Raw genomic sequence first — 13,352 nt, forward strand, 5'->3', positions numbered from 1 at the left:
CGCGAGCCGGCGACGAAGTCGCCCAACAAGCAGCAACGCCGCACCCACGACTCCGGCCCGCCGATCCTCACACCCGCGACCCCGGTCACGCCCGATCCTCACACCCGCGACCCCGGCCCGCCCGACCATCACACCCACGACCCCGGTCACGCCCGATCCTCACACCCACGACCCCGGTCACGCCCGATCCTCACACCCACGACCCCGGTCACGCCCCACCATCACACCCACGACCCCCGCCCGCCCCGCGCCCGCACCCCGCGACCCACCCCACCCCACCCCACCAATCAATACCCCGCCGGCGCCGGCCAGTGCCGCTCCACCCCGATCGCGTCCAACTCCGCCGCGAACTCCCGGAACAGCTCAGCGTCCTCCCGGACCGCATGCGGCTCGACGCCCCGCTTCAGGCAGAACGCCGCAAGGTGGCCGACCACCTCGCCGATGTTCCATTCCACCGGGTGCAGCCGGTAGCAGCCGTTGGAGATGTGCGTCGTACCGATGTTCTTCGCCGCCGGCAGCAGGTTGCGCATCCGGATCGGCAGCAGCGCGCCGAGCGGGATCTCGAACGGCACGCTGGCCACGTCGATGTAGTTGTCGCCGCCGGTCGAGGGATGCAGGTCGATCCGGTAGGCGCCCACGCCCACCGAGTCCGGGAAGTGGTGGATCCCATGAGTGCCCAGGATGTCCCGGGAGACATGGTGTTCGGTCACCGTGGTGACCGCGCGGATCCGTCGCGACTCGCGCACGTACGCCGACTTGGCCAACCCGTCGCCGGTGCCGACCACATCGTGCCGCAGCCGCAGTCCGGGATACCCCGTGCCGCCGTCCGGCCGCGGCGCGTCGGTCTGGAGCCAGTACAGCACCGACAACGACAGCTGCTTGGCCTCCCGATGCGCGGCGGCGGCCTCGTCCGCGCCGACCTCGATGATCGGCCGCAGCCAGTAGTCGTTCAACGGCCAGTTCACCAGCGTGATGTCCGAATCCACCGCGCCCGGCTCGAACAACCCCTTGGCCAGGATTCGGCGGAACAACCACAGGTCGTCGCCGCCCGCGTTGGCGCTCTGATCGGCGTTCACCGCGAGCGGGTCGCCGGTCGGCCGCGGGTCGAACGTACGCACCTCCGGTTCCAGGGTGCGCGGATCCGGCGCGAGGAAGCCGAGCAGCGGGCCGGGCCAGAAGTCCGGCCGGTACGAGCGCCAGAACTCGTAGTCGGCGGGCTTGTCGATCACGTGGTTCTCGTCCTCGTGGTACGACACGGCGAAGCAATAGGTGATGCCCTGCATGTTCAACGGCTCGTACTGCGCGGGCGCGTTCGGCTCGCCGTGCTCGTCCCGAGACTCCGCGCCGGTGACGTACTCGGCCTTGGCGAGCGGGAGCAACTCGCCGGTCTCGGTGGCGTCCAGCACGTACGCCGCACTGATCGTGTGCGACTCCTCGGTGCGCACGCCCCACAGGGTGACCGCGCGGAGCCGGTCGCCGTCCGCGAACACCTCGGCGGGTACGTGCTCCAGGAGTATCCGCAGTCGCCCGGATGCCAGGTGCGGCGCCAGCAGCGCCTGCAACACGGCCAGTGCGGCCCGCGGTTCGTGGCACAGCTTGCTCACGTAGCCGGCGCCGGGGTTGAGTTCGCGCCGGGCCCGGGCCGCGCCGGTCAACGGGTACCAGGTCCGGTAGTGGTCGCGGATCGCGGTGCGCAACTCGCGATAGCTCGCCGGGGCGCCGTAGCTCTCGATCCAGGGATGCTCGTCCGGCGGCACCGCCTGCGCGGTGAGCTGGCCGCCGATCCAGTCGGTCTCCTCGGTGAGTACGACCGTTCGACCCGCACGGCACGCGGCCAGCGCGGCGGCGACTCCGCCGAGCCCGCCGCCGACGATGAGAACCTCGGTGCTGATTTCGGACATGGTGAAGCCTTCCGTGAACGCAGTCATGGTGGGACGTACAGCGGAACAGAGCCGCATGGCGGTGCGGGAAGCCCGACCCGCGATCCAGCCGGGTGACGCGGATCGAACCGATCAAGCCGACGAGGCAGAATCCGGCATGCCGACATGGCCCTTCGGCCGATGGCGAGCCGCGAAGCAGGGTGAGGGTGAAGAGCCGCCGCCGAATCAATCGGCCGCCCGTCGGACCGCCTCACCCCCCGCCCTCAACACCCTGCCCTCAACACCCCGGCCTCACCGGGCCCACCTCACCGGGCCGGCCCCGCCGTCTGCCCCGGCATCGGCTCACAACTCATCAACTGGTGTCTGGCCAAGCTCGGATCGCCCGCGATCAGGCCGGTGAGCAGGCGGACCGCCGCCGCGCCCATCTCCCGTCGCGGCACCGAGAAGCCGGACAGGAACGCCGGCCCGGGCACGGCGTGTTCGGGTGCGCCCAGAGTGGCCAGGGACAGGTCTTCGGGGAATCGGTAGCCGGCGGTCGCGGCGGCGGTGAGCACCGCCCGATGCGCGGCGTCCGTGTCGGTCGCCTCGGTGACGATCGCGGTGACACCCTGCTCGTACCAGCCCCGCAGCCGGTCGGCGGTCAGGTCCGATCCGTCCGTGCGCACCACGGTGGACCGGTCGACCGGCAGTCCGCACTCGGCCATGCCGCGGCGGAATCCGGCCTCGCGGTCGACCGCGCTGATCGCGTCGTCGAGTTCGCGCACGTACAGGATCCGGTGATGGCCCAGCTCGGCCAGGTGACGAACGACCTCCGCCGTCGCCGTCACGTAGTCCGCGCCGACGTACGGCAGTCGGTCGCCGAAGTCGTCGTGCCGGCCCAGGTAGACCACCGGCAGGTCGGTGGCCAGCAGCCGGTCCATCTCCCGGATCGGCAGGTGCCGACCCATGAACAGGCAGCCGTCGGCCAGCCGGACCCGGTTGAGCACCTCGGCGTGCGGCCGTTCGCCGGTCACGCTCGACGCGATGAACATCAGTAGGTCGTAGCCCTGCGCCGCGGACTCCTGTTCGATACCGACCAGGAACGGGTGGTAGGCGTGCGACATTTCGGTGGGGAAGGTCGCGGTGAACGTGTACAGGCCGAGCAGATTGTTCTGCCCGGCTGCGAGGCGCTTCGCTATCGGGTCGGGCATGTAGCCGAGCTGCTCGGCGGCGGCCATCACCTTGCGTCGGGTCTCGTCGGCGATCCCGACCGCCGCCGAACCGCCGCTGAGGATCAGGGACACCGTCGGCTGTGAGACGCCGGCCAGGCGGGCGATGTCCGCCTGGCGGGGCCGGTTCGCGCGTGAACCAGCCGGCCGCCCGGGCCCGCCGATCGGCTTCATGTACTCCTCCAAACACCTGACAACAGGTTTCTAATGCGCATCAGATCTATCGATCCAGTATATCCAGTCACAGTGCGTAATTCAGGTGGCTCAGACGGCTCCGGCTCGAACGAATCGAACGGACCGCGCGGATCGGGCAGATCGAATAGGTCAAGCAGGTCGAGCAGGTCAAGCACGTCAAGCACGTCAAGCACGTCAAGCAGGTCGAGCGGATCGGGCAGATCGGCGGATTCAAGGAGCCTCCAGCCCCCCGTCGGGCCGCCGCACCCGAGCGGCCCACCGCTCGTGCAGGTGGGTCTGCGGCGGATACTTCGCCGCCATCGCCTCGTCCAGGTCCACGCCCCAACCGGGCCGATCCGACGGGGTGATGTAGCCGTCCACCGTGCGGAGCGTGCCGGGAAACACCTCGTGCACCCGCTCGGGGTAGACGTGTTGCTCCTGGATGCCGAAGGCCGCACTGGTGACGTCCAGCGTGACGTTGACCGCCGCGCCCACCGGCGACACATCCGGTGGTCCGTGCCACGCGGTCCGTACGCCGGTCAGCTCGCACAGCGTGGCCAGCTTCCGGGCCGGCGTCAGCCCGCCCACCGCCGAGACGTGCACCCGCAGGTAGTCGATGCCGCCGGAGGTGATCAGGCGCGTGGCGTCGGTCATCGAGGTGAGCAACTCGCCGGAGGCGATCGGCATCGGCGCGGCGGCGCGCACCTCGGGCAGCCGGTCGAAGTGCTCCGGAGCCAGCGGGTCCTCAAGGAAGAACAGCCGGTACGGCTCCAGCGAACGGGCCAGTCCCACCGCCTCTTTCGGGGTGAGCCGGTTGTGTGCGTCGTGCAGCAGCCCGAGTTCGTCTCCGAGCACCTCGCGGGCGCGCTCGAACAGGCGCGGCGCGGTGCGCAGGTAGTGGCCGACGTCCCAGCCGTCCGGGTATGGCGCGTTCGGGTAGCCGCCCGGCGTACCGTCGGCGCCATAGGTGCCCAGCCCGGGTCCCCCGGTCTGCAACCGCACGTAGCGGTAGCCCTGTTCGGCCAGCGCGGCCACCCGCTCGATCGATTCCTCGATGTCGCCGCCGCGCGCACCGGTGTACACCGCCGCACCGCCGCGCACCCGGCCGCCGAGCAACTCGTAGACCGGTACGCCCAGTCGTTTGCCGGCGATGTCCCACAGCGCCTGGTCGATCCCGGACAGCGCGTTGTTGTGTACCGGGCCACCGCGCCAATAGGAGGAGAAGTGCAACATCCGGAAGATGTCCTCGATGTCGCCCGGATGCCGACCGATCACCATCGGCGCGAGGTGCTCCTCGACGGCCGCGACCACCGCGTGGAACCGCTGGGTGAAAGTCGCACAGCCGAGCCCGTACAGCCCCGGCTCGGACGTGTCGATCCGTACCACGACGAGCGGAACGCCCCCGGGAGCGGTAACGATCGCCCGCACCGCGGTGATCCGCAACGCGTCCCGAGCCGGCCAGGGAGCCTGCGTCTCGGGCATCGCCGCCGGCGCTGCCGCCGAGGAAGCCGAAGAAGTCGCAGAAGCCGAGGAAATCGAGGAAGCCGAGGAAATCGAGGAACCCCGCTCGCCCGCTGTTGTCTCCGACGTGGTCATCAGGTTCGCTCCTGGAGGTACGGGTGCCGGGCGGTGAAGCCGAGGAGTCGCCGGGCGGGGGTCAGGTCGATCGGCACCGCACGGGCCGGGAACACCGCGCGGCAGGGCACGCCCGGGAGATGCGCGGCGAGCAGGTCGGCGGTCGGCGTGGCCACCAGCGTGTCCGGCGCCGCCACGAACAGCACCGGCGCGCCCGTCACCGCCGGCGCGGTCAGGCCCAGTACGCACGCCCGTGCGGCGTCGCGCAGGTCGAGATAGCTCCACACCTCCGGCGCGCCGAGCGCCGGATTCCCGGCCAACCGCGCGGCGTGTCCGGCGAGTCGATCCGGATCGCCGAGGAACGGCAGGCGCAGCGCCACCGCCGTCATGCCGTGCCGCCGGTGCATCATCGCGGCGGTGGCCTCGTCGACCTGCTTGGACAGCGCGTACGGATCCTCGACGCGCAGCGGCAACGCGGTGTCCAGGGGCAGGTACGCCGGCTGCGGCCGAGGCGTGGAGCGGGCGAACGGCAGGCCGGTCACGGACAGGCTGCTCGCCAGCACCGCACGCCGCACCCCCACCCGCCCGGCCTCGTTCAGCACCACGAACGTGGCCTGCGTATTCGTACCGAACACCACCTCGGGCGCGGCCACTTCGGGCGAGGCGAGCGCGGCCAGATGGATCACCGCATCGACCCCACCGAGCGCATCCGACACGGCACCCGGATCGCGCGCATCGCCGGCCACCACCCGATCGGCCCGCATCTCCCCGACGTCCTCGGCCACCAACGCGGTCACCGGCACGCCCCGATCGGCCAGTTCGGCCAACACCGCGGTCCCGAGCCGCCCGGCGGCGCCGGTGACCAGGACCCGCGTGATGCGAGTCTCGGCAACATCCGTCCGGGGCTCGGCAGTAACCGTGCCGAGCCCGGCACCATCCGTCCCGAGCCCACGCTCCTCGCCCACGCGAACCCCGCTCATGTGAGCCCCACTCATGTGAGCCCCGCTCATTTGAGCCCCGTAAAGGCGATCCCGCGCACGATCTGTCGCTGGAAGACCAGGAACACCACGACCGGCGGGATGATCGCGATCAGCATGCCCGCGATCAGCAGGCTCTGGTCCGAGGTGTCCGCGAGTCGCGGCAACGCCACCGCCAGCGGCTGCTTGTCCGTGTCGGTGATGGCGATCATCGGCCAGAGGAAGTCCTTCCAGGCGTTCATCACCGCGAGCAGCGACACCACGGCCAGGATCGGCCGGGACATGGGCAGCACGATACGGGTGAGGATTCGCCACGGACCGGCGCCGTCCAGACGGGCCGCCTCCAGGAGTTCCTTCGGGATACCGTCGAAGAACTGCTTGATCAGCAGCACGTTGAAGGCATGCGCACCGGCCGGCAGCCACACCGCCATCGGCGTGTTCGCGATCGAACCGCCGGTCAGCGGCAGATCCTGGATGGTCAGGTAGAGCGAGACCATCGACACCGTGCCCGGCAGGAACAGCGTGGCCAGCACAGCGGCGTAGACGTACTTCCCGTAGAACGGCCGCAGGACGGACAGCGCGTAGGCGCCGGTCACCGCGACGAACAACTGCACGAACCAAGAACCACCCACCAGAACCACGGTGTTCATCAGATAGCGGCCGAGGTCCAGACTCGTCCACGCGGTCGAGATGTTCGACCAGTGCGCCTCCTCGGGCCACAACGCCAGCGGGTGGCGCAGCGACTCCTGGGTGGAGGAGATCGAGCCCTTGAACACCCAGTAGATGGGCCCGGCACCCTCGATCACCAGCGCCGCGATCAGCAACAGCTGCGTGGTGCCCAGGCCGATCCGGGTGAGCGGACGCCGGCGTTCCGCCTCGGACATCACACCCCTGGTACCGGTACTCATTTCGTCCCCCACGTGCGGGTGAGCCGCAGATAGATCGCCGACAGGACCGCGAGCACCGCGGCCAGGCTCACGCTCAGCGCGGCGGCACTGCCGTAGTCGCCGCCGACGAACGCGTACCGGTAGATGAGCAGCAGCACGGTGACCGTGGAGTCCTCCGGCCCGCCGTCGGTGAGCACGAACGGCTCGGTGAACACCTGGAAGGTGTTGATCACCTGGAGCAGCATCATGATCAGCAGGATCGAGCGCATGTGCGGCAACGTGACGTGCCACAACCGGCGCCGAACCGAGGCCCCGTCCAGTTCGGCGGCCTCGTACAGCTCGGTCGGCACACTCGCCAGCGCGGCCAGATAGATCAGCACCGCGCCGCCCGCGCCCGCCCAGGTCGCCTCCACCACCAGGCTCGTCATCGCGGTGTCGGCGGACTGCAACCACGGGTACGGGCCGAGTCCGACCTTGCCGAGCACCTCGTTGAACAATCCCGTGTCCGGGTCGTAGAACCACTTCCACATCAGCACCGCGACCACCGGCGGCACCGCCACCGGCAGGTAGACCAGCACCCGCATCAGCCCGCCGCCGCGCCGCAGTTCGGACATCAGCACGGCCAGGAACAGCGGCAACGGGAAGCCGATCAGCAGCGCCAGACCGGTGAACACCACGGTGTTCCACACCGCTTTGCCGAGCAGTGGATCGTCCAGCAGCGTCTGGTAGTTCCGCAAGCCGACCCAGGTCGCCGGCTCGACCAGGTTGGTCTGCTGGAAGCTGAGCACCAGGCTGCGGATGATCGGCCACCAGGAGAACAGGCCGAACACCAGCACGGTCGGCAGCAGGAACAGTGCCGGCGCGATGTGCCGGGAGCCGGCGCGCAGGCGGTTCACCCGGAGGGGGCGCTTCCCGACGGGCGCCGGTGCGACGGCGGGCAGGCTCTCCCGGGGAATGGTCGGCGTACTCACGGCGCGACCTCACGGCGCACCCCGGGCTCGTGGCCGATCACTGTGCCTGCGCCTTCTCGAAGGCCGGCCCCAGCCGGTCGGCGGCCTTGGCCAACTCGTCGTGCGGATCGGCGTCCTTGCGGGTCAACACGGCCTGCACCACCGTGTCCAACGCCCCGTACAGGTCCTGCGCGGCGACCGGCGGCTCCACCTGGTAGTCCAGCTTGCCCACGCCGGTGACGTAGGGCGCGAAGTTCGCGGCGGGGATATTGGCGTGCTTGTTGATCGCCGCGTTGACCGGGTCGGACACCGCAGCGGAGTAGAACGGCAGCGTGGGCAGCCCGACCGCGAGCTTGTCCGCGGCCTGGGCGAGCGCGAGTTCCTCGGCCGCGGCCGGGTCGTAGGCGGGCTTGAGGTAGAAGTAGTCGATCCACTTCACCGCCGCGGCCCGCTGCGCCGGGGTGGCCTTGGCGCTGACCACGGCCATCAGGCCGCCGAGCAGTGTGGAACGGCCGGCGTTCTGCTGCGGGAGCGCGGCCATGCCGAAGTCGGCGGGCTTGCCGGAGTACTGGGTGATGTAGCGGTTGTAGCTGTTGACCGTGCTGATCATCATGCCGATCTTGCCCGCGGCGAAGTCGCGTTCGGCGTCCTGCTGGGTGCGCAGGTGGTTGTTGCCCATCGAGTCGTCCTGCCAGCGCATCGCGGACAGTTGCCTGAGCGCGTTCTCGGCCGGGCCGTCGAGCAGGGACGGCGCGTACTTGTCGCCGACCTTCTTCTCCATCGAGCCGCCATAGGCGTAGGTCATCGCGGTCAGGATCCAGCCGCCGGTGTTCTTGACCGTCATCTGGGTGTAGCCGGTGGCGCCGGAGGTGTCGGAGATCTTCTTGGCCGCCGTACGCACCTCGTCCCACGTGGCGGGCGGCTTGTCCGGGTCCAGACCGGCCTTGGTGAACAGGTCGCGGTTGTAGACCAGGCCGAGTGCGTACTCGGTGACGGGAAGCCCGTGGACCTTGCCGTCGGCGGCGGTGGCCGGGGCCAGCGCGCGCGGGTCCAGGTCGCCGGAGTGCGGCAGGCTCTTGACCTCGGCGCTCAGGTCGATGATCTGCTTGCGCGCGATCAGGCCGGGTGGTTCGGTCAGCGGCACGGTCAGCACCGTCTCGGCGCTGCCGCCGGCCAGCCGGGCGGCGAAGGTGCGCGCGTCCCACTGGGTGTCGGTCGGCTTGAGCTTGATGTTCGGGTTGGCCTTCTCGAACGCCGCGACCGCGTCCAGGAATTGTTGCCGCGTCTTCGGCGCCGTGGTCGCGGGCATGCCCGCGACGGTGATCGTGGTCTTGCCGGAGGAGCCGGCGCCGCCGGACTCGCCCGACGAACAACCGGCCGTGCCGGCGACGAGGGCGAGCGCGAGCGCCCCGGCCCCTGCCACCGCCCGACGGCGGCGGCGCCGGTGCGTGCTGACCGGGACTGACTCGGCCACGGGTACCTCCCTGGATCCTGATGCTGCGGTCCGGACATTGCTCCGGGGTGGACGTTGTTCCGGAGTGGACGTTGTTCCGGGTGGACGTTGTTCCGGGTGGATGTCGTCCCGGAGTGGATGCCGCTCCGGACGCGGATGCGTTGAGCTGCGATGAGGTCGTATCTAATTCGCATTAGGAGGGCGTGTCAAGAGGGTTGCCGACAAGTTGCGCGACCCGGCGAATCAGACATACGGCGACCTTGACTCGTGTCGACGATCGGAGTACACATTCGCTCTAATCCGCATTAGGTCAACCCTGTCGCTCGGGAAAGGGATCCTCATGTCCACCCACCACACACCCGACGACCACGCCGACGACCAGCACAGCCCCGACGGCAACCTGCGCCGACGCGGCTTTCTCGCCGGGGCGGTCGCGGTCGGCGTGGCCGGTGCGACGCTGCCCGGGACCGCCTTCGCGGCCGACCGGGCGGCACCGGTGACCGTCTCCGCACCGGGCATCAGCCTGACCGCGGGAGCCGACGGCTACGTCACCGTCCGCGACGGCGCCGGCGTCGAACGGGTCCGCCTGACCCGATTCATGGCCAAGGACACCGTCGTCGGCATCCAACAGAGCACCGGCGGCACGCCGTCGTCGATCACGCTCGCCGACGGCAGACCGGCGATCCAGGTCGAGTACACGCTGCCCGCCGCCGCGAACGGGATCACCGTGCGAGGCGTCTTCGACGTCACCCCGCACCGGGCGCATCTGCGCTGGGAGGTGGGCGGCTCGACCACGCTGACCCCGGCCGGCTTCATGTTCGGACGTACCGTGCTCGCGCCCACGGCGCCGGAGTCCTTCGTCGCGCTGACCACGTGGAACCGGGACGCGGGCGGCGGCATCCCGTACGAGACCAACGCCGGCGTGGTCTACCAGGAGACCTGGGCCGACACGAACGCGTACTTCCGACTCGCCGGCACCACCCCGGCCTGGACCAACGCCACCTGGATCCACGCCCCCGGCACCGCGACCACCGGCGGCGCGGTGACCGAGGCCGATTTGGTGCTCGGCTCGATGCGGCCGGCGGCGGCCGGCACCACCGGAGCGGCCCGGCCACTGGGCGTCGAGGTGTGGACCGACCGGCCGTTCTCCCTGTGGGACCAGGGCGGCGTCCCGATGCCTCTGCACGCGGAGGTCGCCAACGGTGGCACGACCGACCGGACCGTACGGCTGTCCTGGTGGGCGCGCGACTTCGACGGCCGGGTGCTGGGCAACGGCGCGGTCACCGGCACGATCGCGGCCGGCGCCACCTGGGCGCAGACCTTCACCGTCACCTCACCGCCGCAGGGCATCGTGTTCACCGAGGTGAGCGCGACCTCCGGGACGGACGAGGCGTTCGCCCGGACCAACCTCGCGGTGCTGCCCCCGTTCACGTACCGGGCGGGCGCCGACAGCATGTTCGGCATCGCCAACTACCCGTGGCTGCTCAAGCCGGACACCCCGGCCGTGCTGGGCCTGATGCAGCGGCTCGGCATCAAGCGGGTGCGGATCTCCTACGACGGCGGCCCGGGCCTGCCGCCGGCCACGCTGGACGCCGCCGGCCTCGCGCACAACATCGAACTGGCCGGCATCCCACTCGGCGGCACCACCGCCCAGGTCGCCGCGTGGGCGGACACCAACACGGCCAAGGCGATCGCCGCCAACGCCGACTGGTTCGAGGTGGCCAATGAGATCAACAAGCCGTGGATGAGCGGACAGACCGCGTCCGACTATGTCCGCGACGGCCTGCACCCGGTACGCGATCGGCTGACGGCGGCCGGCGCCCGGACCAGGGTGCTCAACGCCGGCCTGGCCGGGATGGACTACATCTGGACCAGGAACTTCCGCGACGCGGGCGGCTGGGACCTGATCGACGGCTTCGCCTTCCACCCCGGCCGAGGAAACTTCACCCCCGACTACGCCCCGGCACCCGCCGACTGGACGATGGGCGACCACGGCACGTACTGGAACTTCCTCGGCGGCCTGCACAAGGCTCGCGAGGTGATCGCCGAGTACGGGGCCAAGGAGCTGTGGCTCACCGAGGCATACGCGTGCACCAAGCCGAACAGCTGGTGGCACGACACGTACCGGCATGCCGCGGAGAACGTGCTGCTGACCCTGGCGCTGGCCAAGGCCGAGGGGGTGCGCTGCGTGAACTGGTACCAGCTGCACGACAGCGTGCTGGGCAAGCCGCAGTTGGCCGACCCGGTCAACTCCGAGTACCACTACGGCCTGATGCACCGCGACCTCGGCGCCAAGCCCTCGGCACTGGCCTACGCGACGGCGGCCCGGGTGCTGGATCGGGCGGTGTTCGTACGCCGGTTGACCCTGGCCGACCCGGACCTGCACGGCCTGCTGTTCTCCTCGCCGGAGGGACCGATCTCGATCCTGTGGAGCCGCAAGGACGGCTACATCCTCAACCCCGACCACCCGACCGACTCGGGCTGGTTCGCGGCACCCGAACCGTGGGTGGACGGGTGGCGCACGAAGACGTCGGTGACGGTGGAGGCGGCGACGGTCGCCTCGGCGGCGAAACAGCGGGGGCGAGGGCAGCACGGCGGCCGGCGGGATGCCGCGGCAACGGTCCGCGAGGTGGACTGCATCGGGCGCGAGCGGTTGTTGACGCCGGTGCGCGGGCGGGTGGAGCTGCGGTTGGACGGGGCCCCGCGGATCTACTACGGGCTGACGGACACACCGGACGCGGGCTGCTGATCCGGCGGGCGGCGGGTAGCGGTCGGCGTGTGGGTGGGGTCAGCGGGGTGCGGGCGGGGTGCGGGCGGGCTTCGGGAGGGTCCCGGGAGGGAGTTGTGGGGGCGGGCTCCGGGGGAATCCGGGCGTGATCGGCAGGCCGGCGGGTGAGGGCTGAACCGGGCACGGTGCGGGTCGATTCGACGCGCCTGGTACGGCCGTTGCCGGGAAGGTACGGAGTCGGGTGGGCCCACCCGGGTGGAGCGGGGCGGCGGCGGACTCGGGGCCGCCGCCCCGGTCTGGGGTCGGGTCAGTTGTAGGTCAGGGGCGGGGTGAGCGGGGTGCGGGTGACGCAGTACCAGCTGGGCCACGACCCGGTCGGGAACAGCACCCGCAGACTCCAGTTGCTCGGGGAGGGCGGGGTGCCGGTGAGCACCGCGTTCAGCGGCTGGCCGGGCGAGATGGTGCCGCTGACCTTCGGGATCGCCCCGAGGTTGAGCACGGGCGAGGACGCCGGGTAGGGCGGGTTGATCGCACCGTCGTAGACGACGCCGCCGCTGGGCCCGTTGAAGAGCACCGTGGTGTTGATCGAGTTGGCGGGGAAGCCGATCGGGATCGACCGGGCGATGCTCACCTTCAGCACGCCGCCACCGGTGGAGTACGTCACCTTCGCGGTGAACGCTCCGCCCCTGGTGTCCACGCAGTTGTAGGGGGACGTCGACGGCCCGCCGGCGGAGGCGGTGCCTGCGAACGTGGTCACGGCGGCAAGTGCGGCGACGGTGGCGAGCGCAGCGAACTTGGCCGACTTGGCGCGTTTTGACATACCTGTCTCCTGGGTTGGTTTCTGGGCTGGACCCGAACCGTGCGGAGGAGCAGAAGTACACCGGGTGCGACACCCGTCACGCGAAACCCAGTAGAGCAATCCACGCCTGCCCCAACAAGCGACCGGGACGAAACGGCGCGATTTGGCAAGTGGCTGGGGCTGGGGCTGGGCGGGGGTCGGGGGCGGTGCGCGGCGGGCTATGGGGGCTGGGTCGGGGGCATGAGGGGGCTACGGGGGCGATGTCGTGGGCACGACGGGCCTACGCGACGGGGGTCGCGGGCGCGGCGGGGTCAGCCGACGGGGTTCGCGGGCGCGGCAGGTCCACCGGTCGGGGACGCGGCGGGCTCACCCAGGCGGGGTCGCGGGCGCGGCGGGGTGGGGCTGGGTCGGGGACGCGGCAGGTCCGCCGGGCCGGGGTCGCGGGCGCGGCGGGGTCACGGGGCTGGGTCGGGACGCGGCAGGCCCACGCGACCGGGATCGCGGGCACGATCGGCCCACAGAGGCTGGGTCGCGGGCACAGCGGGCCCAACCGACGGGAGTCGCGGGCGCAGCGGGCCCAACCGACCGAAGTCGCGGGCACAGCGGGGTCACGGGGCTGCGTCGGGGACGCGGGGCTGCGTCGGGGACGCGGCAGGTCCACCCAGCCGGAGTCGCGGGCACGGCGTTGCTTCTTGTTGGGCGACTTCGTCGCCGGCTCGCG

At 70.9% G+C, this 13,352-nt stretch carries 9 protein-coding genes; 1 reads left to right on the forward strand and 8 read right to left on the reverse strand.

Annotated elements, in window-relative coordinates; translation table 11 throughout:
* Nucleotides 1-287: 287 nt before the first annotated feature.
* The 7 genes from A3IC_RS0107570 to A3IC_RS0107600 all read right to left on the reverse strand — a co-directional run bounded on the left by A3IC_RS0107570 (nucleotide 288) and on the right by A3IC_RS0107600 (nucleotide 9,125).
* Nucleotides 288-1,928 (reverse strand): FAD-dependent oxidoreductase, encoded by a 1,641-nt coding sequence (locus A3IC_RS0107570; protein ID WP_020549462.1) that lies wholly within the window; start codon nucleotides 1,926-1,928, stop codon nucleotides 288-290.
* Between the two features lie 257 nt (nucleotides 1,929-2,185).
* Nucleotides 2,186-3,262 carry a LacI family DNA-binding transcriptional regulator gene (locus A3IC_RS0107575; protein WP_086018415.1) on the reverse strand — a complete coding sequence of 359 codons (1,077 nt, stop codon included), beginning with the start codon at nucleotides 3,260-3,262 and terminating at the stop codon, nucleotides 2,186-2,188.
* 231 nt (nucleotides 3,263-3,493) lie between these two features.
* Nucleotides 3,494-4,744 (reverse strand): enolase C-terminal domain-like protein, encoded by a 1,251-nt coding sequence (locus tag A3IC_RS0107580; RefSeq protein ID WP_020549464.1) that lies wholly within the window; start codon nucleotides 4,742-4,744, stop codon nucleotides 3,494-3,496.
* 113 nt (nucleotides 4,745-4,857) lie between these two features.
* Nucleotides 4,858-5,817 (reverse strand): NAD-dependent epimerase/dehydratase family protein, encoded by a 960-nt coding sequence (locus tag A3IC_RS0107585; RefSeq protein ID WP_020549465.1) that lies wholly within the window; start codon nucleotides 5,815-5,817, stop codon nucleotides 4,858-4,860.
* A gap of 26 nt (nucleotides 5,818-5,843) precedes the next feature.
* Entirely contained in the window at nucleotides 5,844-6,722 is an 879-nt protein-coding gene (locus tag A3IC_RS0107590) for a carbohydrate ABC transporter permease (protein WP_026217983.1), read from the reverse strand.
* The gene (locus A3IC_RS0107595; protein ID WP_020549467.1) at nucleotides 6,719-7,672 is read right to left on the reverse strand and encodes a carbohydrate ABC transporter permease; all 954 of its coding nucleotides are present in this window, start codon (nucleotides 7,670-7,672) and stop codon (nucleotides 6,719-6,721) included. Before A3IC_RS0107595 ends, A3IC_RS0107590 begins: the two co-directional genes overlap by 4 nt.
* A 37-nt stretch (nucleotides 7,673-7,709) precedes the next feature.
* A complete protein-coding gene (locus A3IC_RS0107600) occupies nucleotides 7,710-9,125 on the reverse strand; it encodes an extracellular solute-binding protein (protein WP_026217984.1) in 1,416 nt (471 codons plus the stop codon).
* A 319-nt stretch (nucleotides 9,126-9,444) separates the two neighbouring features.
* Here A3IC_RS0107600 and A3IC_RS0107605 point away from each other — a divergent pair, with 319 nt between their 5' ends.
* Nucleotides 9,445-11,853 (forward strand): hypothetical protein, encoded by a 2,409-nt coding sequence (locus tag A3IC_RS0107605; protein ID WP_020549469.1) that lies wholly within the window; start codon nucleotides 9,445-9,447, stop codon nucleotides 11,851-11,853.
* Nucleotides 11,854-12,139: 286 nt separating this feature from the next.
* Here A3IC_RS0107605 and A3IC_RS0107610 read toward each other — a convergent pair whose 3' ends face one another.
* The gene (locus A3IC_RS0107610; protein ID WP_020549470.1) at nucleotides 12,140-12,652 is read right to left on the reverse strand and encodes a hypothetical protein; all 513 of its coding nucleotides are present in this window, start codon (nucleotides 12,650-12,652) and stop codon (nucleotides 12,140-12,142) included.
* Nucleotides 12,653-13,352: the final 700 nt, after the last annotated feature.

This window comes from Embleya scabrispora DSM 41855, from assembly GCF_000372745.1.
GTDB classification, from domain to species: Bacteria; Actinomycetota; Actinomycetes; order Streptomycetales; family Streptomycetaceae; genus Embleya; species Embleya scabrispora.

What these genes read in the sequence shown, in the direction of transcription:
- A3IC_RS0107570 (WP_020549462.1), bottom strand. Translation starts at nt 1,928, where the DNA reads ATGACTGCGTTCACGGAAGGCTTCACCATGTCCGAAATCAGCACCGAG.
- A3IC_RS0107575 (WP_086018415.1), bottom strand. Translation starts at nt 3,262, where the DNA reads ATGAAGCCGATCGGCGGGCCCGGGCGGCCGGCTGGTTCACGCGCGAAC.
- A3IC_RS0107580 (WP_020549464.1), bottom strand. Translation starts at nt 4,744, where the DNA reads ATGCCCGAGACGCAGGCTCCCTGGCCGGCTCGGGACGCGTTGCGGATC.
- A3IC_RS0107585 (WP_020549465.1), bottom strand. Translation starts at nt 5,817, where the DNA reads ATGAGCGGGGTTCGCGTGGGCGAGGAGCGTGGGCTCGGGACGGATGGT.
- A3IC_RS0107590 (WP_026217983.1), bottom strand. Translation starts at nt 6,722, where the DNA reads ATGAGTACCGGTACCAGGGGTGTGATGTCCGAGGCGGAACGCCGGCGT.
- A3IC_RS0107605 (WP_020549469.1), top strand. Translation starts at nt 9,445, where the DNA reads ATGTCCACCCACCACACACCCGACGACCACGCCGACGACCAGCACAGC.
- A3IC_RS0107610 (WP_020549470.1), bottom strand. Translation starts at nt 12,652, where the DNA reads ATGTCAAAACGCGCCAAGTCGGCCAAGTTCGCTGCGCTCGCCACCGTC.